The organism is Kribbella sp. NBC_00359, from assembly GCF_036097425.1.
Taxonomy (GTDB): Bacteria; Actinomycetota; Actinomycetes; order Propionibacteriales; family Kribbellaceae; genus Kribbella.
Genome location: NZ_CP107975.1, coordinates 2,453,860 through 2,473,533, shown reverse-complemented (window position 1 = coordinate 2,473,533; position 19,674 = coordinate 2,453,860). Strand labels below are relative to the sequence as shown.

Here is a 19,674-nt window from a genome sequence, read left to right as displayed (position 1 = left end):
CAGGGCGTCTTTCCAACGGGGTTCCACGTGTGGCGGCCGCTACCGTGGGCAAATTGAGGATGTTTCCGGACAGGTTGGAAGGCTGAGGTCATGACATCGCAGGCACGTCTCGTCGGCGGCCGATACGAAGAAGGCGAACCGCTCGGCCGCGGCGGCATGGCCGAGGTCCGCAGGGGTGTGGACAACCGGCTCGGCCGGTCCGTCGCGATCAAGCGACTGCGGGTCGATCTGGCCAGCGACGCCACCTTCCAGGCCAGATTCCGCCGGGAGGCCCAGTCGGCCGCCTCGCTGAACCACCCGACCATCGTGTCGGTCTACGACACCGGCGAGGAGCCGGACCCGAACGGATCCGGCGTCACCATTCCGTACATCGTGATGGAGCTGGTCACCGGCAAGACGCTGCGGGACCTGATCCGCGAAGGCCGCAAGATCATGCCGGAGCGCGCCCTGGAGATCACCTCCGGTGTGCTCGAGGCGCTCGACTACAGCCATCGGGCCGGCATCGTGCACCGCGACATCAAGCCCGGGAACGTGATGCTGACCCCGCAGGGTCAGGTCAAGGTGATGGACTTCGGCATCGCCCGCGCGGTCGCCGACACCTCGTCCACGATGACCCAGACCGCGGCCGTCATCGGCACGGCGCAGTACCTGTCGCCCGAGCAGGCCCGCGGCGAGACCGTGGACGCCCGCTCCGACCTGTACTCGACCGGCTGCCTGTTGTACGAACTGCTCACCGGCCGACCGCCGTTCGTCGGTGAGTCGCCGGTCTCGGTGGCCTACCAGCACGTCCGGGAGCAGCCGCTGCCGCCGTCGTCGTTCGACCCGGACATCCCGCCGGAGGTCGACGCCGTCGTCCTGAAGGCGCTGGCGAAGAGCCGCGAGGAGCGCTACCAGAGCGCGTCGGAGATGCGCCAGGACATCCACCGGGTGCTGGCCGGCCAGCAGGTGACCGCGCCGATGGCGCCGGTGGCCGCGATGTCGGAGACCCGGGCGATGGCCCCGACCGCCGTCGCGCCGGCCGCGACCCAGGCGTACCGGCAGGGTGCGGGCGACGACCTGCTGCCCCCGGATGGCGACGACCTCGACGATCTGGACTCCCGGTCCCGGCGCAACCGCGGACTCGCCTACTTCCTGCTCGGCCTGGCGATCGTCGCGCTCGCGGTCGGCGGCTACGCCCTGTTCACCAACCTCAGCAACGACAACAAGGGCAGCGGTACGGCGACCAACACGCCGCCCGCGAAGGTCGCCGTACCGGACGTGACGGGCCAGTCGGTGGCCGACGCGACCACGTTGCTCAGCGCGAAGGGCCTGAAGCTCGCAGTGGGACCGGCGGAGACCAGCGACACGGTCGGCCGCGGATCGGCGATCCGGCAGACCCCGCAAGCGGGGACCGAGGCCGAGCAGGGTTCGACGGTCACCGTGGTCTTCTCGTCCGGGCGGAGCGCGTTCCCGGTGCCGGATGTGATCGGCAAGTCGGAGAACTCGGCCCGCAAGACGCTGGAAGGCACCGCCGGGAACTTCAAGGTCAAGGACGAGACGATCAAGCAGGACAGTGCGGAGAAGGAAGGCACCGTCCTCGCGGTCAGCCCGGACCCCAACGGGCAGTACCCGAGCGGCCAGGTGTTCACCCTGACGGTGTCCAGCGGCAAGGAGCAGGTGGAGGTCCCGAGCGTCGTCACCCAGGTGCAGGACGACGCGGCCGCCACGCTGAAGCAACTCGGCTTCCGGGTCGGCTACGCGTCCGGCGTCGACCCGAACGCTCCCGATCAGACGGTGCTCCAGCAGAGCGTGAAGGCCGGCACCAAGGCGCCGAAGGGCACCCTGATCACGCTGACGATCAACAACCTGCCGCAGAACACGCCGCCGCCGAGCCAGCCGACCGACACCCCGTCGAGCACGCCGACCGACTCGAACCCACCGATCATCGGCGGCTGACCGCCCTACACACGACAGAGCCCCCCGCGGGGATCTGAACCGCTCCCCGGTAGTTGGACCGAGAAATCAGTTCCGACTCCTGGGGAGTGTTCGTTTTGGATCGACGTAGTTCTTTGTCCGTGGAGCAGCGTGAACGGGCGGTAGCGTGGTTCGAGGGGGGCCGGGGGTATCGCTCGGTGGCGAGGCTGCTGGGTGTGGCGCTCTGGCCGGTGAAGCTGTTGTATCGGCGCTGGCAGATCTGGGGCAGAGGAGCGTTGGTGAGCAGGCCGACGAAGCGGTCGTACTCGTTCGAGTTCAAGCTGGCCGTGGTGGAGCGGTTCGTGGCTGGTGAGCCGGCGACGGAGTTGGCGGCCGAGCTCGAGCTGTCATCGCCGCAGTTGGTGCAGACGTGGGTGCGGACGTATCGGCGTGAGGGTGCTGGTGGGTTGCGGCCCAAGCCGAAGGGCAGGCGGCCCAGGGATCCGGACGCGGCGGCGGGCCCGGAGTCGGAGTTGGAGCAGCTTCGCCGGGAGAACGAGCGGTTGCGGGCAGAGAACGCCTACCTGGGAAAATTGCGGGCCTTGAGGGAACAACCACGGCAATGAAGGTCGAGGCCGTCATCTCCCTCAAGGCAGAACACCGTCTCGACGCGCTGCTGCAAGCCGCGGGTCTGGCCCGGTCCACGTTCTTCTACCACCGCGCCCGCCTGGCTCGACCGGACCCACAGGCTGACTTGAAGACCGCGATCACGACCGCGTTCCACACAGCTCAGCGCCGCTACGGGCACCGGCGCGTCCACGCCGTACTGGCCGGGCAAGGATGGCGGGTGGCCAAGAAGACCGTCCTGAAGCTGATGCGCCAACTCGGGCTCGAATGCCCGGTACGGCGGCGCCGCCGGTACAACGCCTACCGAGGCGAGGCCGGCAAGACCGCCCCGAACCTGCTGGCCCGCGACTTCACCGCGACCGCCCCGAACCAGAAATGGGTCACCGACGTCACCGAGTTCAGCATCAGCAACCACAAGATCTACCTGTCGCCGGTAATGGACCTGTTCGACCGGCAGATCATCGCCTACGCGATCGACCACTCACCGAACCTGGCCCTGACCAACAACTCACTGCGCGACGCCCTCGCCACTCTCAAACCCGGCCAGGCGCCCCTGGTTCACTCCGATCAAGGATTCCAGTACCAGCACGCCTCCTGGCGAGCACAGCTAGCCACCGCCGGCGCGATCCAGTCGATGTCCCGCAAAGGCAACTGCCTCGACAACGCAGTCATCGAGAACTTCTTCGGACACCTCAAAGAAGAACTCTTCCACCACACCATCTACACCGACACCACAGCACTCGTCACCGCGCTCCACGACTACATCACCTGGTACAACAACCACCGCGTCTCCACACGACTCGAGGGCCTGAGCCCGGTGCAATACCGGGCCCAAGCCCTCGTTGCCTAGAAACCCCTCAACCTCTTACTTAACCAGTCCAACTTTCGGGGACCAGTTCAATCCGCGGGGGGCTCTTCGTTGCGGTCAGCTGACGATCGGGGCCAGACCGGCGGAGCGGGCGACCGCGTCGGGGTCGCCGCAGATGGCCAGCCAGTTGGCCAGCATCCGGTGGCCGCCCTCGGTCAGCACCGACTCGGGGTGGAACTGCACGCCCTCGACCGGGCGGTCGCGGTGCCGGGCCGCCATGATCACGCCGGCCTCGGTCCGGGCGGTCACCTGCAACTCGTCGGGCACGGTGTCCTGCGCGATCGCGAGCGAGTGGTACCGGGTCGCGGTGAACGGCGACGGGAGTCCGGCGAGCACACCGGCGCCCTCGTGGAACACCTGGCTGGTCTTCCCGTGCAGCAACTCGTCCGCGCGCCCGACGACACCGCCGTACGCGACGCCGATCGCCTGCAGGCCGAGGCAGACGCCGAAGATCGGGACCTCGCCGCCCTTCTCCTTCACGATGTCCACGCACGCGCCGGCCTCTTCCGGCGTACCCGGGCCGGGGGACAGCAGGACGCCGTCGTACTCGGAGACCTGGTCAGGGGTGACCTCGTCGTTGCGCAGCACGGTGGTGTCGGCCTGCAACTGCTGCAGGTACTGAACCAGGTTGTAGACGAAGGAGTCGTAGTTGTCGACGACAAGGATCCGCAGCATGCGGACCATTGTGACAGCTAACGACCGGTGGTCGTGGGGCTGGCCGAGGGAGTGTGCTCGAAGCCGGGGACGGTCGCGCTCTGCAGGTCCAGCGTGCCTTCGTACGCCGGCATCTGGATCGACGACTCGTTCTTCACCTCGTACCCGAGCTGGAACTTCACCACGTAGTCCTGCAGGTTCTCGATGTACTGCGAATCGTCCAGCGCCTGCTGCAGCTTCCGCCGGTCGCCGATCGCGGTGATCTTGTACGGCGGCAGGTACGGGACACCATGCAGGACGACGGAGTTGCCGACGCACTTGATCCCGGTGGTGGAGATGACCCGCTGGTTCTGGATCGACATGGCCTCGGCGCCGCCGGCCCAGAGTGCGTTCACCACGGCTTGGATGTCCTGCTGGTGGATGACCAGCCAGTTCTCGTCCACGTCGGGGTTCTCCTTGACCACCTCGGGCGGTGCGTCCTGGAGAGTGACGGTGAGTCCGGGCCCGGTGACCGGCCTCGTCCCCACCTGCTCGGACAGATCGTCGAGCTGCTTGGCCAGCTTCGGGTCGATCGATCCCTGCTGCGCCTGCAGGGTCTCGATGTCGTGGGTCAGCGCCGCGTGCTGGCGGACGAGCGTCGCGCTGCGCCGGCTCTGTTCCTCCACGAGCCCGGCGAGCGTAGTGTTGCGACTGGGCCGCAGGTCGGTGCCCCGGGCGTTGGTGGCGCTGGTCGCGAACAGCAGACCGGCGCACAGCAGCGCCAGCGGCGCCCCCACCCGCCACAGCGAAATACGCCTCAACCTACGCACCCGTGATCTCCGTGTTCCTCTCTGCACTACGCTAACCCGGGACCGGACCCGCACAGGTCCTCAGCGGTCAGCTTATGCGTCCTTACAAGGAGTTCAGTCGTGCCCGAGTCGAGCAGTCGCAACAAGAAGAAGACCGAGAAGGTCAAGGCGGAGAAGACCCCCAAGAAGCCGCGCACCACCAGTCGCGCGTGGGTGGCGCCGCTGATGCTGGCCTGCTGGCTGCTCGGTCTCGCCTGGCTGGTCGTCTTCTACGTGGCCGGCCAGGACATCCCGGTGATGGACAAGCTCGGCAACTGGAACCTGCTGGTCGGCATGGGCCTGATCGCCGTCGGCTTTGTCGTCTCGACCCAGTGGGTCTGACCCCGGCCCGGGTGCACGGCTGAGAATCACAGCGGTGGAGTTATCCACACCCGTATCCCCAGCTGTGCACACCATTTTCGCGAAGTTATCCCCACCTGATCCCCGAGTTCTCCACCACATCTGCCGAGAACTCGCCCCAATCTGTGGATAACTGAGGTTTGAGCCGGTCAGTTTCCACACGTCCCGGCGCGGGCCACGAGCCGGCGATCGGGACAGCGGGCGTCGACGAGGTGCAGCCGCAGGCGTAGCTTCGAAGTGACCGCAGCGACCTGGGGGACACAGGGAGGGTCGCACCATGTTCGTTCAGGTCATTCAGGGACAGGTCACGGACGCCGAGCAGGCGCACGCCGCGTTCGATCGGTGGATGGAAGAGCTCGCACCCGAGGCGACCGGCTGGCTGGGGACCACCGCCGGCGTCACCGAAGACGGCCGGCTCATCGCGCTGGCGCGCTTCGACTCCGCCGACGCCGCGCGGCGCAACAGCGAGTCGCCGGCGCAGGACAAGTGGTGGCACGAGTTCTCGTCGGTCCTCACCGGCGACGCCACCTTCCACGACACCGAGGACGTGATGCTCGACGTGCAGGGCGAGCCCGACACGGCCGGTTTCGTCCAGGTGATGCAGGGACAGGGCAGCAACCCGGAGCGGGCTCGCGAGCTGATGGCCGCGGACCCCGAGGAGTGGGCCGCCTTCCGCCCCGACGTCGTCGCCAGCGTCGCCGCGATGTACGGCGGCGGCGACTACACGATGGCGATGTACTTCACCTCCGAGGCAGACGCCCGGGAGGGCGAGCAGAAGGAGCCGCCGGAGAAGCTCAAGGCGCAGATGGACGAGCTGAACTCACTCGCGGCCGGGCCGCCGGAGTTCTTCGACCTGAAGCAGCCCTGGTTCTACTCGCCGAGCTGAGCTGATCAACCTCTACGTAGAGATATATGTAGACATCTGCGTAGCCTTCTGCGTATAGTTCTACGTAGGAGGAGTCAAGGATGCCCAACAAGACGATCTACGTGTCGGACGACGACCTGCCGCTGTACAAGCGGGCGCAGGAGCTGGCCGGGAACCTGTCCTCGGCGATCTCGATCGCGCTGCGCAAGTACGTCGAGCTGGAGGAAGGGCGGCTCGAGGGGTACGACGAGATCACCGTGCGGGTGGGCCGGGGCGCCGGCCGCAAGCAACGGTTCTCCGGCGTACTGCTCGCCGAGGGCGGCCGCGCCAGCAAGTCGGGGTACGAGGCCTTCAAGGTCTACCGGACCCGGACCGGCAAGTTCGCGCTACACGCTGACCGCCGCAACCAGTACATCGTCGGCGCCGACGACGAGCGGTACCTGTCCGGATGGCGCTCCTGGGTCGGCAACTGGAGCAGTGACCAGTCCTGGAGCATGGCCCAGGGCGAGGCGACGCTGTACGTCGTCGACACCATCGAGGAACTGCGCGAGCTGGTCCCCGAGGACCTCTATGAACTGGTCGAGGAAGCCGCCGGCCAACCCGCGGTGGAGGACCTCGACATCTAGTCCCCCCAACTGAACACACCTGATCCGGGGCCTGTCCGGCCGGCCGGCTGGATCAGTGCGCCCTGAATCTCCTCCCGAAGACCCTTCAGCCACCTGGGTCAGGTTCACCCTGCCCGAAAACATCCGAGGAAGAAATCATGTCAGCAGCGATCGACGTCCGTGGACTGCGCAAGTCGTACGGCGAGAAACTCGTGCTCGACGGCATCGACCTGAACGTTGCCGAAGGCACCATCTTTTCCCTGCTCGGCCCGAACGGCGCCGGCAAGACCACCGCGGTGCAGATCCTGTCCACCCTGATCACCGCCGACGCCGGCGAGATCCGGGTGGCCGGCCACGACCTGCACGCCGAACCCGAGGCGGTCCGCGCCGCGATCGGCGTCACCGGCCAGTTCTCCGCGGTCGACGGTCTGCTCACCGGCCGGGAGAACCTGATCATGATGGCCGACCTGTACCACCTCGGCCGCCGCGAGGCGCGCCGCCGGGCGGACGAACTGCTGGAGCGGTTCGACCTGGTCGAGGCCGGCCCGAAGACGGCGATGACGTACTCCGGCGGTATGAAGCGCCGGCTCGACCTGGCGATGACGCTGGTCGGCGACCCGCGGATCATCTTCCTGGACGAGCCGACCACCGGCCTCGACCCGCGCAGCCGGCACAGCATGTGGCAGCTGATCCGGGAACTGGTCGCCGGCGGCGTCACGGTCTTCCTGACCACGCAGATCCTGGAGGAAGCCGATCAGCTCGCGGATCAGATCGCCGTACTGGACCATGGCCGATTGGTTGCCCAGGGCACTCCGGAGCAGCTGAAGCGGCTCGTGCCCGGTGGGCACATCCGGTTGCGGTTCACGTCGCCGGAGGCCTTCACACTGGCCGGTCAGGTGCTGCCCACCGCGGTGCCGAACCACGAGTCCCTGGTCCTGCAGGTGCCGAACGACGGCAGCGTGCACGCGCTGCGCGCCCTGCTGGCCCGGATGGACGACGCCTCCCTCGAGGTGGACGAGCTCACTGTCCACACCCCCGACCTGGACGACGTGTTCTTCGCCGTCACCGGTCAACCCACCGCTCACGAGAACACCGACGAGAAAGTGACGAGCAAATGAGCACCGCGTCCTACCAGCTGGCAGACACCGCCACGATGCTGCGCCGCAACCTGCGGCACGCCCAGCGCTACCCCGGCCTGTCCCTCGGCGCCCTCGGGATGCCGGTCATCATGTTGCTGCTGTTCGGCCTCGTCTTCGGCGACACCTTCTCGGCCGGCCTCGGCGGGGCGAGCGGCTTCGCCTACATCGACTTCCTCACCCCGGGCATTCTGTTGATGTCCATCGCGTCGGGGACCATGTCGCCCGCGGTCGGCGCTGCCATGGACGTGACCGAGGGCATCGTCGCGAGGTTCCGGACGATGGCGATCTTCCGGCCCGCCGTGCTGGCCGGGCATGTGCTGGGCAACGTGATCGTGACGACCGTCAGCCTGGCCCTGGTGGTCGGCTTCGCCGTCCTGATCGGGTTCCGGCCGAATGCCTCGGTCACCGATTGGCTGCTGGCGATCGGACTGCTGGTGGCGCTGACCTTCGCCCTCACCTGGTTCGCGATCGCGCTGGGCCTGAAGAGCAAGACCGCGGAGGGGGCGAGCAACATCGTCCTGCCGATCAGCCTGCTGCTGCCCTTCCTGAGCAACACCTTCATCCCGCTGGAGTCGATGCCGAGCGGCATCCGCTGGTTCGCGGAGTACCAGCCGTTCACCCCGATCATCGACACCTTGCGGCACCTGCTGCTCGGCGCCCCGGTCGAGAACGGCACCGGCTGGCTCGCCCTCGCCTGGTGCGTCGCGATCGCCCTGGTCGGCTACTTCTGGGCCCAGAAGAGCTACAACAAGGGGACGGTCGCTTAGGAAGGTGCACCGAGCAGGTTCGCGCGGGTGCGGATGTGTGCGGGCACCAGCAGGTCGCAGTCGGGGTTGTTCTCGGGTACGCCGGCCACGACGTGGAGCGGGATCACGCCTGTCCAGTAGGGCAGGTCGAGGTCCTGCTCCTCGTCGTTGGCGGGGCCGGAGCGGGTCTTCACGGAGGCCTCGGTCAGCGACAGGGCGAGGACTGAGGTCTTCGCCAGTTCCTTGCGGTTCGGCGGGCGGGTGGCGGACGACCGGCCCGGCACCAGGTGGTCGACGATCCGGTTGAGGCCGTGCAGTTTCTCGTCGGGGTCGGTGATCAGCCGCGGTACGCCGAAGACGACCGCCGAGCGGTAGTTCACCGAGTGGTGGAACGCCGACCGGGCCAGCACCAGGCCGTCCGCGTGCGTGACGGTCACACAGACGGTCTGCTCCGGCGCCGCGACCACACTGCGCGCCGCGACGGAGCCGTGCAGGTACAGCGTCCCGTCGGGTCCACGCTCGAGATCCACGCCGTACGCCGTTGGTAGCACCAAGGGATCGCCGTCGACCACGACACCCAGGTGGCAGAACATGCCGTCGAGCAGAACGTCGTACAGGACCTGGCGATCGGTTGCGGCGCGTTCCTTCGAGCGTCGCAGGGAAGTGCGGGCGGTCGGCTGGAGCGGCGTAGTGGTCATGCAACCAGACTCGCGCCGCGAGTGGCATGGTGGCACGGTCCATTCCGGCTCGAATCAGGTAGTCCATTCGTGCATACCGACGGCGATGTGGCGGCGCCGGGTCGGCATTCCGAGCATCGGATTGGCGACGTGCCAGGCGGCGCCTTTGCAGATCAGTTCCTTGTAGACGGCGGCGAACCGTCCGGTCAGGGCCGCGTTGACGGCGCGGTCGTCGGTGGTCACGTACTGGATCAGGCCCTCCGTGCGGCCCAGCGAGATGCACTGGTTGAAGTAGAAGAGCGGCGCGTGCGGAAGCTTCCCGCCGGTCAGCCGCGCTGCGATGGAGTCGGCGGCCTGCCACGCCATCGGCTGCCCGGAGGCGCACGACATCCGCAGCGGCTTGTTCTTCGCGCCCATCGCGAAGGCCGCGTCGCCGATGGCGTACACGTCGGGGTGCGAGACCGAGCGCATCGTCCCGTCGACCCACGATCCGGCCGGTGTCGGTGACCTCGAGGGCGGTCGCGGCCACGATCGGGTGGACTGCGAAGCCGGCGGTCCATACGGTGACCGCGGCCGGGATCGTCGTACCGTCGGCGGTGGTGACGCGGTCGGCGTCGACGCCGGTCACGGCCGCGCGCTCGTGCACGGTGATGCCGAGCTTGCCGACGACCGTCCGGAGGTGCCGGCGGCCCTTGGGCGAGAGCCAGTCGCCGAGGCCGCCACGGACGGCGAGGGCGATGTCGAGGTCCGGGCGCGCGTCGGCGATCTCGGTCGCGGCCTCCAGCCCGGTCAGTCCACCGCCGACGACGGTCACTGTCTGCCCGGCATCCAGCTGGGTCAGGCGCTCACGCAACCGAAGAGCGCCGGGGCGGCTGGCGAGTTCGTACGCGTGCTCTGCGGTGCCGGGGACGCCTTGGGCGTCCCAGCCGCTGCCGAGTGCGTAGACGAGGGTGTCGTACTCAAGCTCCTCGGCGCTGTCGACGGTGACGATCTTGCGATCCACGTCGACCCCGGTGACCGTCGCGAGCTTCAGTACGACGCCGGTGCCCGCGAACATCTCACTGAGCGGCCGGGGCTTGAGGTGCTGGCCGGTCGCCAACTGGTGCATGCGGACCCGCTCCACGAAATCGGGTTCGGCGTTGACGAGGGTGATGGCGACCTCCTCGCGGTGCAGCCGCTTGGCGAGCCGCCCGGCGGCGATCGCTCCGGAGTAGCCGGCTCCGAGGACGATGATGCGGTGCTGCATATCCGTACTCCTGTCTGCTGCGGGTTCGCCCCTTGAACCGGGCAGCCCGCCGTTTCCTGACAGGAACGCGCTGTGAAGCACCTCACAGCGTGGTCAGAAGGCCTCGAACAACGGCTCCCCGTGGTCGGCGGCCGCGAACCGCTCGGTGGCGCGGGCCAGCTTGTCCGGGTTGGCCTGGCTGAGGAACGCGGCGATGCCGTCGGCGGTGATCTCCAGACACATCACGCCGACGACCTCGCCGTTCACCACCACCACGACCGCGGGGTCGCCGTTGGCGGTCCAGGCGTAGACCTCCGGCGTACCGCCGAGCCAGACGCGCTTGGCCTCGGCGGGCTTGAACACGCCGCGCAGGAAGCGCGCGACCGCGAGCGCGCCCTCGGTCGCCGTCGCGCGAGCCGGGACCTTCCCGCCGCCGTCGCCGATCGAGATCGCGTCCGCGGTGAGCAGCCGCGTGAGCGGCTCGGTCCGGCCGCTGGTGGCGGCCGCGAGGAACTCCTCGACGATCCGCCGGGCGACGGTCGCATCGACCTCGGTGCGGGCCTTGCCATCCGCGATGTGCTGCTTGGCCCGGCGATAGGTCTGCTGGCTGGCGGCCTCGGTGACGTCGAGGATCTCGGCGATCTCCCGGTGCGGGTACTCGAAGGCCTCGCGCAGTACATAGACGGCCCGCTCGTTCGGGGACAGGCGCTCCATCAAGGTCAGTACGGCGTACGAGATCGACTCACGTTGCTCAGCGGTGTCGGCCGGGCCGAGCATCGGGTCCCCGGCGAGCAACGGCTCGGGAAGCCACTGACCCACGTAGGTCTCGCGCCGCGCCCGGGCCGAGGCGAGCTGGTTGAGGCAGAGGTTGGTGAGCACCTTCGTCAGCCAGGCCTCGGGGACCTCGATGCGCTCGAGGTCGGCGGCCTGCCAACGCAGGAACGTCTCCTGGACCGCGTCCTCGGCCTCGCCGGCGGAGCCGAGCAGGCGATACGCGATGGCCTCGAGACGATGCCGAGACGCCTCGAACCGGTCGATGTCCGCCGCGGTCAGGGCCATGCTGGGATCCTAGCTTTCGTGGAAAGCTCGCTGCCGCTGACGATCGATCGCGCCGCTGGTCTCCCGCTGCACCTGCAGCTGGCCGAGCAGTTCCGGGCCGCGGTCCTGGACGGGCGGCTCCAGGCCGGGCATCGGCTCCCGTCGACCCGCGACCTCGCCCGGGACCTGTCCGTGTCCCGGTCCGTGACGCAGGCGGCGTACGACCAACTCCATGCCGAAGGCTGGATCGAGGGCCGCACCGGCGCCGGCACCTTCGTGACGGACGTCGTACCGCTGCAGCCCGCCGTACGCCGGCGAGCGGCACACCGGCCGGATCCCGGCACCAAGCTCCTCACTCTGCGACCGGGCATCCCATACATCGCCCCGACGCCCGACCCTGGCTGGCGCCGCGCGTGGCGGGAGGTGTCGACACAGTCGCCGCCGCCCGGGTACGACGATGCCGCCGGCCTCCCGGCGCTCCGCGCTGCGTTGGCCGATCACGTCGGCCGGGTCCGCGGGATCGCGTGCGGGCCGGAGAACATCCTCGTCACCAACGGCACCATGCACGGCCTCCGGCTGCTGCTCACCGTTACCCGCCGGCCGGGTGATCGGATCGCGATCGAGGACCCCGGTTACGTGAACGCTGTCGTCGCCGCCCGCGATCACCAGCTCGAGATCGTCGATGTCCCGGTGGACGAGGACGGGCTGCAGGTGTCCGCGCTGACCGACGTACCCGCCGTCTATGTCACGCCGTCGCACCAGTACCCGCTCGGCGGCCGGCTACCCGTTGCCCGACGCAACGAACTGATCCGGTGGGCACGCCGGACCGGGGCGACGCTGATCGAGGACGACTACGACAGCGAGTTCCGGTACGACGTCGCGCCGCTGCCCGCACTCGCCCAACTGGACCTGGATCGCGTCATCCACCTAGGCACCCTGTCGAAGACCCTCAGCCCGGCGCTCCGCCTCGGCTGGCTGGTCGCGTCCGAACAGACCGTCGACCGCCTGGCCACCTTCCGCGCCGAGTCCGGCGACTGGCCCGGCTGGCCCATGCAGGCCGCCCTCCTGGCCATGCTCCGCGACGGCTATCTGGACCAGGCCGTCCGCCGCGGCCGCCGCCTCTACGCCGAACGCCGCACCCACACCTGCGCCGTCCTCTCCCCGTACGGCCAAATCATCGGCCAGGACGCCGGCCTGCACATCACGCTCCTACTACCCGACACCACCGACGACTTGCAGCTCGCCGCCGCGGCCCGGCAGGCCGGAGTGGTCGTGGCCCCGCTGTCCGAGTACCGCCGTACGACGCCCGGCCCACCCGGCCTCGTCATCGGCTACGCAACCCCCTCCACCCCCGACTTACACAATGCCCTAACCACCCTGACCCAAGTCCTGGACCACTTCACCGCCCACCGAAGCCCCGGCTGACCTGGCTGAAGGCCGGCCACGCCACTCGAGCCCCACAGCGCGGCCGATCCCTCCACGACCGCCCCGCCACCCGAGCACCCACGCAACCGCGCCCACTCGCCCTCATCACACCTACCTAGATGCGAAACCAGCCGAAAAGGTTGCGCCCCTACGCCGAGCGCGACTCGCGGAACTGGTCGAGATCCAGCTCGACCTCCATGCCGTTGAGCACCGCAACAATCCGAGGATGCTCCGCGCCGGTCGCGTGCAGGTAGTCCGCCAGCGTCGACAGGAGCATGTCCCTTCGCCGCTCGAGCCGGGAAACTACCGCCTGCCCGACACCGAGCTTCTCAGCGACCTCGACCTGAGTCAGATCACTGGCTCGACGGATCATGGCAAGGTTTTCGGCATAGACCCGATCCATCTCCCGCGCCTCGACCTCGACCTCGGCAACACCGGCCGCAATCTCCGGCCGAGCCAGCAACTTGTCGAGACGCTCATTGCCACGAACGAATGTCCGCCGACCTGCCTTGCGACTGGTCATGACGTCCTCTCATCGCTTCTCGTTTCCATTGGTCGATGAGACCGTCAGCACGACTGCCGACGGAGTTGTAGAACGCATCGCCGATGCGTGCCTTGTCGCCTGCGAACAGCGCGACGACCACGGTGTCGGACTCCGGTGCAAACCAGCAGATGAGCCGCACAGCAACGCCGGCCCGGTAAGGATGCGAGACCCGCCAGAGCGCGTACCGCTTCGATTGCCGTGTCCAGAGCCTCGAGGTCATCGAGCCAGACATCGAAGTCAGCCGGCCAGTCAATCGGCACAGGCCAGACTATGACATCCAAGTCATATGATCCTCAAATCATATCGGATGCCGTCGGCGCAGGCCATGACTTTGCTGGAACCGTTACCTTCTTCGGCCGATCGGGCGGCACGAGGGGATGCCGGACGACGCGGAGGCTGGTGGCGGGGTTGTTTTACGGGTGGGTTGGGTTGTTGTGGAGGGGTGGTTGTACGGCGGGGGTGTCTTCGGTCCAGGTGAGTTTGGAGAGCCACATGGTGCGGCCGGTGGGGTCTGTGCCTGGGGCGGTTGGGTTCCAGGCGTGGTAGACGAACCAGTCGTGGTCGGCGACGTGGAGGACCATGTTGTGGCCGGGGCCGGCGGCGTCGGGGGAGGTGCGCAGGATGGGGTCGCCGGACTTGGTGCAGGGGCCGGTGGGAGTGGTGCAGAGGGCGTGGCCGACGGCGTACTCCGCTTTGTCGAAGGCGTTGGCGGAGTAGAAGAGGTGGAACTTGCCGTTGCGTTCGACCATGTAGGGCGCTTCGACCAGGTTGCCTTCCCAGGGGAGGGTTTGCTTGATCAGGCGGTGGGTGGGGCCGACGAGGGTCAGACCGTCGGCGGAGAGTTCGGAGACGTAGATCCAGGTGTCGACGCCGATCGCGTTGCCGTCGTTCTTCCAGTACAGCCAGCGCTTCCCGGTCGAGTCGCGGAACGGCGACGCGTCGATCGAGCCGCCCTCGTCCACCTGGTTGATCAGGGGCGAAGGCGATTTGTCGACATATGGACCTTCGGGTCTCGACGCCACCGCGACCCCGATCGCCTGCCGGCCCGAGGCGGTGTCGGCGGAGGTGTAGTACATGACGTATCGGTCCGCCGCGTGGACTGCGACCTCGGGCGCCCACACTCGGCCGGGAGCGGTCCACGGCGCGAGCGCGGGGAGCGCGTCGCCGACCGGCTCCCACGAAACCAGGTCCGGCGACGTCAGCGTCTGCACGTTGCCGAGCGGTCCGTTGGTCGCGAACGCGTAGTACACGTTGTCTACGGCAACAACCTGCGGGTCCGCGAAGTTGTTGCCGTAGACCGGATTCGTGAAACCCATCTCACTTGCTCTCGTAGAAGCGCAGGTAGTCGAAGGTGGCCACGGGTGGTGGGTTTGCGCCGGTGAACTCACCGTGGGCGTACAAGCCGATCCGCGCCTGAGCGGGCAGCACCCACGACGCGCCCCACGTCCAGCTCTTCCCGTCCACCGAAGTCCCCGCGCGGTACACGTGCTCACCCGCGGCGTTCTTGTGGTACGCGAGCCGCATCCACAGCGTCGGCGCCGACCGTCCGATCGCGGCCGCACCATACGACGTCGCACCGTCCGACGGTCGCGCCACCAACTCCCGCCCGTACTCCGTCTGCCGCGTCTTCCAGATCGACACGTTGCCAAGCCGTGCGAAGTCGCTGTCGTTCAGATACGCGACCATCCCGGCCTGCTGGTAGTTGCGGACATCATCGACACCGGTGTCGAGGTACAGCTTGGTCTCCGCGATCCAACTGTCGCCGGCGGGCGTGGTGTGGAACAGCAGCCCGGCGTTGTTCGCGGCACCGACCAAGTCCGCGTTCTCCAACGGCCACGACAACTTGCCGTTAGCAACAACTGCAGCGGAGTCCTGCCGCACCCACGACCAGTCTGCGCCCAGCCCGCCATCGAACTCGTCCCCGGCCAGCAACTTCCCGGTCCGCGGTACGTCGGCCATCCGTCGTATCGGTGGCGCCACCGGACGCACAGTCAGGTTGTCCACCTCCGCCGACCCGACCCACCGCACCGGCGCGGACCCAAGCTTCAGACCGGGTACGGCGAGCTGCGCCTCGGCGTACACATCACCCAGACCGGCGTCGTTCAATCGCGCACTCACGGTCGAGCCGGAGACCTGGACACTCAGCTTGTTCCACTGCGTCCGATCGAAGTCCGCGGGGAGCGGCGCCGCTGCGGTACGGCGACCAGCCGCAATGCTGACCTTGTCCGTAGAGACCGTGACGACGACCGCAGCACCTCCGAGCGCCGTGGTGAACGAAGAGCCGAGCCGAACATCGGCCTCGACACGCAACGATCCGCCAGGAGCGGGCTTGCGGGTCTGCGCAGCACCCGAGATCGCAGCGGTTTCGCCGCCAAGCGCATCACCAGGCTCCCGCTGAGCGCCGAGCAGTCCGCCGCCCGGATCGGTGGAGTCGATACCCAGCCCGGAGCCGGTCGTCGGCGCAGGCACCGGACCCTCGGACGGACCGAGCCCGGCCCGCGTCCGCGGCCAGCCGTCGATCCAGTCGATCCGATCGATCAGCATCGGCCGCCGGTTGATCCCGAACGGGTCGGTCAGCCACGGCGTACCGCGATCAATCGCGTGGTAGACGATGTGGTCCTGCCCCGCCGCGTCGGTGATGAACGCGTGGTGGCCCGGGCCGATCCACTTGTTGCCGTTCTGCGTGATGACCGTGGTGCCGCCCACGCGCGAGTCGGTGAGAGCGGCACCGTCCGCGTCGACGAACGGTCCGCGGGGTGACCGCGAGCGCCCGGCGAAGACGGAGTACCCGGTGGTCGGGCCGGCGCAGCAGTTCATCGACGAGCCCATCAGGTAGTACCAGCCGTCGCGGTAGACGACGTACGAACCCTCGTACCTGTCGCCGATCGTCACCTGAGTCGGCGAGCCGACCGCATGCATGCCGTCGGGCGAGAGTTCGGTGACGGAGATGCCGCCGTAGAACCCGCCGTAGTACAGGTACCGCTTGCCGTCGGCCGCGGTGAGCAGGGCCGGGTCGATGGTGCCGAAGTAGCCACCGGCGCCGTCCGGCCGCGGTGCGACGACCGGGCCGTCGCTCGCGGTCCACGGCCCCGCCGGTGTCGGGGCGGTCGCGACACCGATCGCCGGGTCACCGCCCGGGTTGGCCGCAGTGTCGGTGACGGTGAAGTACATGACGTACCGGCCGCCGAAGTACCGGATGTCCGGTGCCCAGAAGAAGGACCCGGGCGCGGCCCAGGCCGGCTTGGTCTGGTCGGTGAAGACGGTGCCGAGGTACTCCCACGAGCTGAAGTCCTTGGTCCGGGCCATGTGCATCAGCCCGAACGGGCCGTTGGCAACCAACGGGTCCGAGGTCGCGTACGCGTACCAGTAGCCGTCCCGCCCCTGGATGATCGACGGGTCGGCGAACGTGTCGGCGAAGGACGACGAGATGGCGTTCGTCGTTGTCACCACGGGTGCTGCTGTGGCGGCCGAGGTGCCGGCGGCTACAACGGCCACGGCCAGCGCTGCGGCCAGCAGTTTCCTGGCTGCGTTGAATTCCTTGGGCACGGGCGGGTCCCCTCTCGAATCAACGGTGCAGGCGGATCAGATGCCACGACGCCGGCGGCAGCGTGGCGGTGCAGGTGCCGTTGACGACCTCGGTGCCGTCGACCGCGCGCGGCACCACGCGGTCCGGATCCTCGGCGCTGTTCACCGCGAAGCGGTCGTCGTCGTACAGGGCGACGTGCTCGATCAGTCGCAGGCCGAGCGGGATCTCCAGGTCGATCTTGTCGGTCTCGCTCCGGTTCACCACGAAGATCGCGGTCTCCCCGGTCTTCTCGTCGTACGTCGCTGTGCTCCACAGCGCCGGGATCCGGCCGAACCGGGCGGTGTCGATCTCCGGCCCGCCGGACACCGCGGTCTGCAGCACGGTCGGACCGGCGTACCGCGCGGTCAGCGCGAACGGGTAGAAGATGGTCTGCCGCCACGCGCGACCGCCGGGCTCGGTGCGGATCGGGGCGATCACGTTCACCAGTTGCGCGAGGCAAGCGATCTTGACCCGGTCCGCGTGCCGGAGCAGGGTGATCAGCAGACTGCCGACCACCACCGCGGCGTCGACGGTGTAGCTGTCCTCGATCAGCGGACCGACCTCGCGGATGTCGAGGCCGAGCTCACCGGGGAAGTGCTGCTGGTACCAGACATTCCACTCGTCGAACGACAGGGTGATCTCCTTGTCGCTGCGCTTCAGCGCCTTCACGTGGTCCGCGGTCGCGACCACCTCGGTGATCATCCGGTCCATCTCCTCCGACGCGGCCAGGAAGCTCGCCTGGTCACCGTCGTGAGGTTCGTAGTACGCGTGCAGGCTGATGTGATCGACGAGGTCGTACGTGCGTTCCAGTACGACGCGCTCCCATTCGCCGAACGTCGGCATGCCGGCGTTGCTCGAGCCGCAGGCGACGAGTTCGAGCCCGGGCTCGACCCGCCGCAGCGCGTTCGCGGTCTCCTCGGCCAGCCGCGCGTACTCCTCGGCGGTCTTGTGACCGATCTGCCAGGGACCGTCCATTTCGTTGCCCAGGCACCACACTTTGATGCCGTGCGGTTCCGGGTTGCCGTTCGCGACCCGGCGGTCGGACAATTCGGTGCCGGCCGGAAGGTTGCAGTACTCGAGCAGTTCGACGGCTTCCTTGATCCCGCGGGTGCCGAGGTTGACCGCCCAGATCGGCTCGATCTCCGCCTTCCGGGACCAGGCGACGAACTCGTCGGTGCCGAACTGGTTCGGCTCGATCGCCCGCCAGGCCAGGTCGAGTCGCCGCGGCCGCTGGTCCTTCGGCCCGACGCCGTCCTCCCAGTCGTAGTTGGAGACGAAGTTCCCACCGGGGTAGCGAATGGTGGTGACGCCGAGCTCGCGGACCAGGTCGAGCACGTCCTGGCGGAAGCCGTCCGGGTCGGCGGTGGCATGGCCGGGTTCGTAGATTCCCGTGTAGACGCAGCGGCCCATGTGCTCGACGAACGAGCCGAACAGCCGCCGGTCGAGCGCGCCGACCACGAACGCCGGGTCCACCACGAGCCGCGCCACAGGACCTCCCGGAGGGTCTTTACAACGTTTAACGTGGATGTCTACAACGATTGACAACTCGTGTAAAGGGTTCGCGCCGAGCGGCCGTGGCACACTCAGGCTCAGGCCGGTGACAGGAGGTTGGCGATGACGACCAGGCTGAGCGATGTGGCGGCGCGGGCCGGGGTGTCGGTGAAGACCGTCTCCAACGTCATCAACGACTACCCGCACATCACCGCGCAGACCCGGGCCAAGGTCGAGGCCGCGATCGCCGCGCTCCACTACCGGCCCAACGTCAGCGCGCGCTCGCTGCGCAAGGGCCGGTCCGACTTCATCGCACTCGCGATCCCCGAGATGGCCTCGCCGTACTTCGCCGAACTCGGCGCCGCGATCAGCCGGGCCGCGAAGCGTCGCGGCATCACCGTGCTGATCGATCAGACCGAAGGCGAGGCGAGCGCGGAGAAGGTGGTCCTGGACGGCATGCGCGGCCAGTTGATCGACGGCATCATCTTCTCCCCGATCACCACCGTCCCGGCCAAACTGACCGTCGCCTACACCGGGAAGCCGCTGGTCCTGCTCGGCGAGCGACCGGCCGGCGGCCAGTTCGACCGGGTCGCGGTCGACTCGGTCAAGGCGTCGTACGACGCCACCACGCATCTGATCGCGCTGGGACGGCGCCGGATCGCGGCCATCGGCGTCGGCGGGACCAGCACCGGAGCGGTCCGGCGGAAGGGCTACCGGAAAGCACTCAAGGCGGCCGGTCTGCCGCACGATCCCGCGCTCGAGCTGGCCGGGACCGGCTACCACCGCCCGGACGGCGCAGCGTCGATGCGCGAACTGCTCGCTCTGCCGGAGCCGCCGGACGCGGTGTTCTGCTTCAACGACCTGCTGGCGCTGGGCGCACTGCGGACCCTGGCCGACGCCGGCCTCAAGGTCCCGGGCGATGTCGCGGTCGTGGGCTTCGACGACATCGAGGACGGCCGCTACCACGCGCCGTCGCTGACCACGATCTCGCCGGACAAGGAATGGCTGGCCGACAACGCGGTCGGCCTCCTGCTCGAGCGCATCGCCGGGACCGGTGAGGCGGCGCGCCGCGACCTCACAGTCCCGTACACGTTGGAGATCCGCGAGTCGACCGCCTGGTGAGGG

General features: G+C 68.4%; 20 protein-coding genes and 1 pseudogene. 10 read left to right on the top strand and 11 right to left on the bottom strand.

The genetic code is table 11. The annotated features are described in order from the left end of the window. The first annotated feature begins 90 nt into the window (after window positions 1-90). The 3 genes from pknB (at window position 91) to OG876_RS12140 (ending at window position 3,370) form a co-directional block, all read left to right on the top strand. Window positions 91-1,935 carry a Stk1 family PASTA domain-containing Ser/Thr kinase gene (pknB, locus tag OG876_RS12150; RefSeq protein WP_328524919.1) on the top strand — a complete coding sequence of 615 codons (1,845 nt, stop codon included), beginning with the start codon at window positions 91-93 and terminating at the stop codon, window positions 1,933-1,935. A 176-nt stretch (window positions 1,936-2,111) separates the two neighbouring features. Then, the gene (locus OG876_RS12145) at window positions 2,112-2,519 is read left to right on the top strand and encodes a helix-turn-helix domain-containing protein (RefSeq protein WP_328522495.1); all 408 of its coding nucleotides are present in this window, start codon (window positions 2,112-2,114) and stop codon (window positions 2,517-2,519) included. Continuing rightward, window positions 2,516-3,370, top strand: a complete 855-nt coding sequence (locus tag OG876_RS12140) for an IS3 family transposase (protein ID WP_328522496.1) — start codon at window positions 2,516-2,518, stop codon at window positions 3,368-3,370. Before OG876_RS12145 ends, OG876_RS12140 begins: the two co-directional genes overlap by 4 nt. Before the next feature lie 75 nt (window positions 3,371-3,445). On the opposite strand, the gene OG876_RS12135 is transcribed toward OG876_RS12140, so the two are convergent. Continuing rightward, the gene (locus tag OG876_RS12135) at window positions 3,446-4,063 is read right to left on the bottom strand and encodes an aminodeoxychorismate/anthranilate synthase component II (RefSeq protein ID WP_328524918.1); all 618 of its coding nucleotides are present in this window, start codon (window positions 4,061-4,063) and stop codon (window positions 3,446-3,448) included. Between the two features lie 17 nt (window positions 4,064-4,080). Then, complete coding sequence (locus OG876_RS12130; protein ID WP_328524917.1) at window positions 4,081-4,851, bottom strand: DUF881 domain-containing protein; 771 nt, start codon at window positions 4,849-4,851, stop codon at window positions 4,081-4,083. Between the two features lie 99 nt (window positions 4,852-4,950). Between OG876_RS12130 and OG876_RS12125 the strand changes: the two genes are divergently transcribed. From OG876_RS12125 to OG876_RS12105, 5 genes are all read left to right on the top strand, one after another. Continuing rightward, window positions 4,951-5,211 (top strand): cell division protein CrgA, encoded by a 261-nt coding sequence (locus tag OG876_RS12125; RefSeq protein ID WP_328524916.1) that lies wholly within the window; start codon window positions 4,951-4,953, stop codon window positions 5,209-5,211. Window positions 5,212-5,506: 295 nt separating this feature from the next. After that, window positions 5,507-6,115: a hypothetical protein gene (locus tag OG876_RS12120; RefSeq protein WP_328524915.1), complete on the top strand. Its 609-nt coding sequence runs from the start codon at window positions 5,507-5,509 to the stop codon at window positions 6,113-6,115. A gap of 80 nt (window positions 6,116-6,195) precedes the next feature. Next, on the top strand, window positions 6,196-6,720 hold the full coding sequence (locus tag OG876_RS12115; RefSeq protein ID WP_328524914.1) for an EXLDI protein: 525 nt from the start codon (window positions 6,196-6,198) through the stop codon (window positions 6,718-6,720). A 137-nt stretch (window positions 6,721-6,857) separates the two neighbouring features. Then, on the top strand, window positions 6,858-7,817 hold the full coding sequence (locus OG876_RS12110; RefSeq protein ID WP_328524913.1) for an ATP-binding cassette domain-containing protein: 960 nt from the start codon (window positions 6,858-6,860) through the stop codon (window positions 7,815-7,817). Then, window positions 7,814-8,605, top strand: coding sequence for an ABC transporter permease (locus OG876_RS12105; protein WP_328524912.1), 792 nt, complete (start codon window positions 7,814-7,816; stop codon window positions 8,603-8,605). The genes OG876_RS12110 and OG876_RS12105 overlap by 4 nt, the downstream gene beginning before the upstream one ends. Here the strand turns inward: OG876_RS12105 and OG876_RS12100 are convergent. The 4 genes and pseudogenes from OG876_RS12100 to sigJ form a co-directional block, all read right to left on the bottom strand. After that, window positions 8,602-9,282, bottom strand: a complete 681-nt coding sequence (locus OG876_RS12100; RefSeq protein ID WP_328524911.1) for a pyridoxamine 5'-phosphate oxidase family protein — start codon at window positions 9,280-9,282, stop codon at window positions 8,602-8,604. The genes OG876_RS12105 and OG876_RS12100 overlap by 4 nt on opposite strands. Before the next feature lie 54 nt (window positions 9,283-9,336). Further along, window positions 9,337-9,732, bottom strand: coding sequence for a hypothetical protein (locus tag OG876_RS12095; RefSeq protein ID WP_328524910.1), 396 nt, complete (start codon window positions 9,730-9,732; stop codon window positions 9,337-9,339). A gap of 73 nt (window positions 9,733-9,805) precedes the next feature. After that, window positions 9,806-10,507: pseudogene (locus OG876_RS44005) on the bottom strand (NAD(P)/FAD-dependent oxidoreductase); the annotation flags it as partial. Between the two features lie 93 nt (window positions 10,508-10,600). Further along, a complete protein-coding gene (gene sigJ / locus OG876_RS12085) occupies window positions 10,601-11,545 on the bottom strand; it encodes an RNA polymerase sigma factor SigJ (RefSeq protein ID WP_328524908.1) in 945 nt (314 codons plus the stop codon). An 18-nt stretch (window positions 11,546-11,563) separates the two neighbouring features. Here sigJ and pdxR point away from each other — a divergent pair, with 18 nt between their 5' ends. Continuing rightward, a complete protein-coding gene (pdxR, locus tag OG876_RS12080) occupies window positions 11,564-12,949 on the top strand; it encodes a MocR-like pyridoxine biosynthesis transcription factor PdxR (protein ID WP_328524907.1) in 1,386 nt (461 codons plus the stop codon). A gap of 148 nt (window positions 12,950-13,097) precedes the next feature. Here pdxR and OG876_RS12075 read toward each other — a convergent pair whose 3' ends face one another. From OG876_RS12075 to arfA, 5 genes are all read right to left on the bottom strand, one after another. Continuing rightward, a complete protein-coding gene (locus OG876_RS12075) occupies window positions 13,098-13,412 on the bottom strand; it encodes a helix-turn-helix domain-containing protein (RefSeq protein WP_328524906.1) in 315 nt (104 codons plus the stop codon). Between the two features lie 13 nt (window positions 13,413-13,425). Then, window positions 13,426-13,725, bottom strand: a complete 300-nt coding sequence (locus OG876_RS12070; RefSeq protein WP_328524905.1) for a hypothetical protein — start codon at window positions 13,723-13,725, stop codon at window positions 13,426-13,428. A 181-nt stretch (window positions 13,726-13,906) separates the two neighbouring features. Further along, entirely contained in the window at window positions 13,907-14,809 is a 903-nt protein-coding gene (locus OG876_RS12065; protein ID WP_328524904.1) for a glycoside hydrolase family 43 protein, read from the bottom strand. Window position 14,810: 1 nt separating this feature from the next. After that, window positions 14,811-17,039, bottom strand: a complete 2,229-nt coding sequence (locus OG876_RS12060; protein ID WP_328524903.1) for a family 43 glycosylhydrolase — start codon at window positions 17,037-17,039, stop codon at window positions 14,811-14,813. Window positions 17,040-17,058: 19 nt separating this feature from the next. Then, entirely contained in the window at window positions 17,059-18,546 is a 1,488-nt protein-coding gene (gene arfA, locus OG876_RS12055; protein ID WP_328524902.1) for an arabinosylfuranosidase ArfA, read from the bottom strand. A gap of 126 nt (window positions 18,547-18,672) precedes the next feature. Here arfA and OG876_RS12050 point away from each other — a divergent pair, with 126 nt between their 5' ends. Then, entirely contained in the window at window positions 18,673-19,671 is a 999-nt protein-coding gene (locus OG876_RS12050) for a LacI family DNA-binding transcriptional regulator (protein WP_328524901.1), read from the top strand. The last annotated feature ends 3 nt before the right edge of the window (window positions 19,672-19,674 follow it).

What these genes read in the sequence shown, in the direction of transcription:
- OG876_RS12100 (WP_328524911.1), bottom strand. Translation starts at nt 9,282, where the DNA reads ATGACCACTACGCCGCTCCAGCCGACCGCCCGCACTTCCCTGCGACGC.
- sigJ (WP_328524908.1), bottom strand. Translation starts at nt 11,545, where the DNA reads ATGGCCCTGACCGCGGCGGACATCGACCGGTTCGAGGCGTCTCGGCAT.
- OG876_RS12110 (WP_328524913.1), top strand. Translation starts at nt 6,858, where the DNA reads ATGTCAGCAGCGATCGACGTCCGTGGACTGCGCAAGTCGTACGGCGAG.
- OG876_RS12135 (WP_328524918.1), bottom strand. Translation starts at nt 4,063, where the DNA reads ATGCTGCGGATCCTTGTCGTCGACAACTACGACTCCTTCGTCTACAAC.
- OG876_RS12140 (WP_328522496.1), top strand. Translation starts at nt 2,516, where the DNA reads ATGAAGGTCGAGGCCGTCATCTCCCTCAAGGCAGAACACCGTCTCGAC.
- OG876_RS12095 (WP_328524910.1), bottom strand. Translation starts at nt 9,732, where the DNA reads ATGCGCTCGGTCTCGCACCCCGACGTGTACGCCATCGGCGACGCGGCC.
- pknB (WP_328524919.1), top strand. Translation starts at nt 91, where the DNA reads ATGACATCGCAGGCACGTCTCGTCGGCGGCCGATACGAAGAAGGCGAA.
- OG876_RS12070 (WP_328524905.1), bottom strand. Translation starts at nt 13,725, where the DNA reads ATGTCTGGCTCGATGACCTCGAGGCTCTGGACACGGCAATCGAAGCGG.
- OG876_RS12115 (WP_328524914.1), top strand. Translation starts at nt 6,196, where the DNA reads ATGCCCAACAAGACGATCTACGTGTCGGACGACGACCTGCCGCTGTAC.
- OG876_RS12065 (WP_328524904.1), bottom strand. Translation starts at nt 14,809, where the DNA reads ATGGGTTTCACGAATCCGGTCTACGGCAACAACTTCGCGGACCCGCAG.
- OG876_RS12050 (WP_328524901.1), top strand. Translation starts at nt 18,673, where the DNA reads ATGACGACCAGGCTGAGCGATGTGGCGGCGCGGGCCGGGGTGTCGGTG.
- OG876_RS12120 (WP_328524915.1), top strand. Translation starts at nt 5,507, where the DNA reads ATGTTCGTTCAGGTCATTCAGGGACAGGTCACGGACGCCGAGCAGGCG.
- OG876_RS12105 (WP_328524912.1), top strand. Translation starts at nt 7,814, where the DNA reads ATGAGCACCGCGTCCTACCAGCTGGCAGACACCGCCACGATGCTGCGC.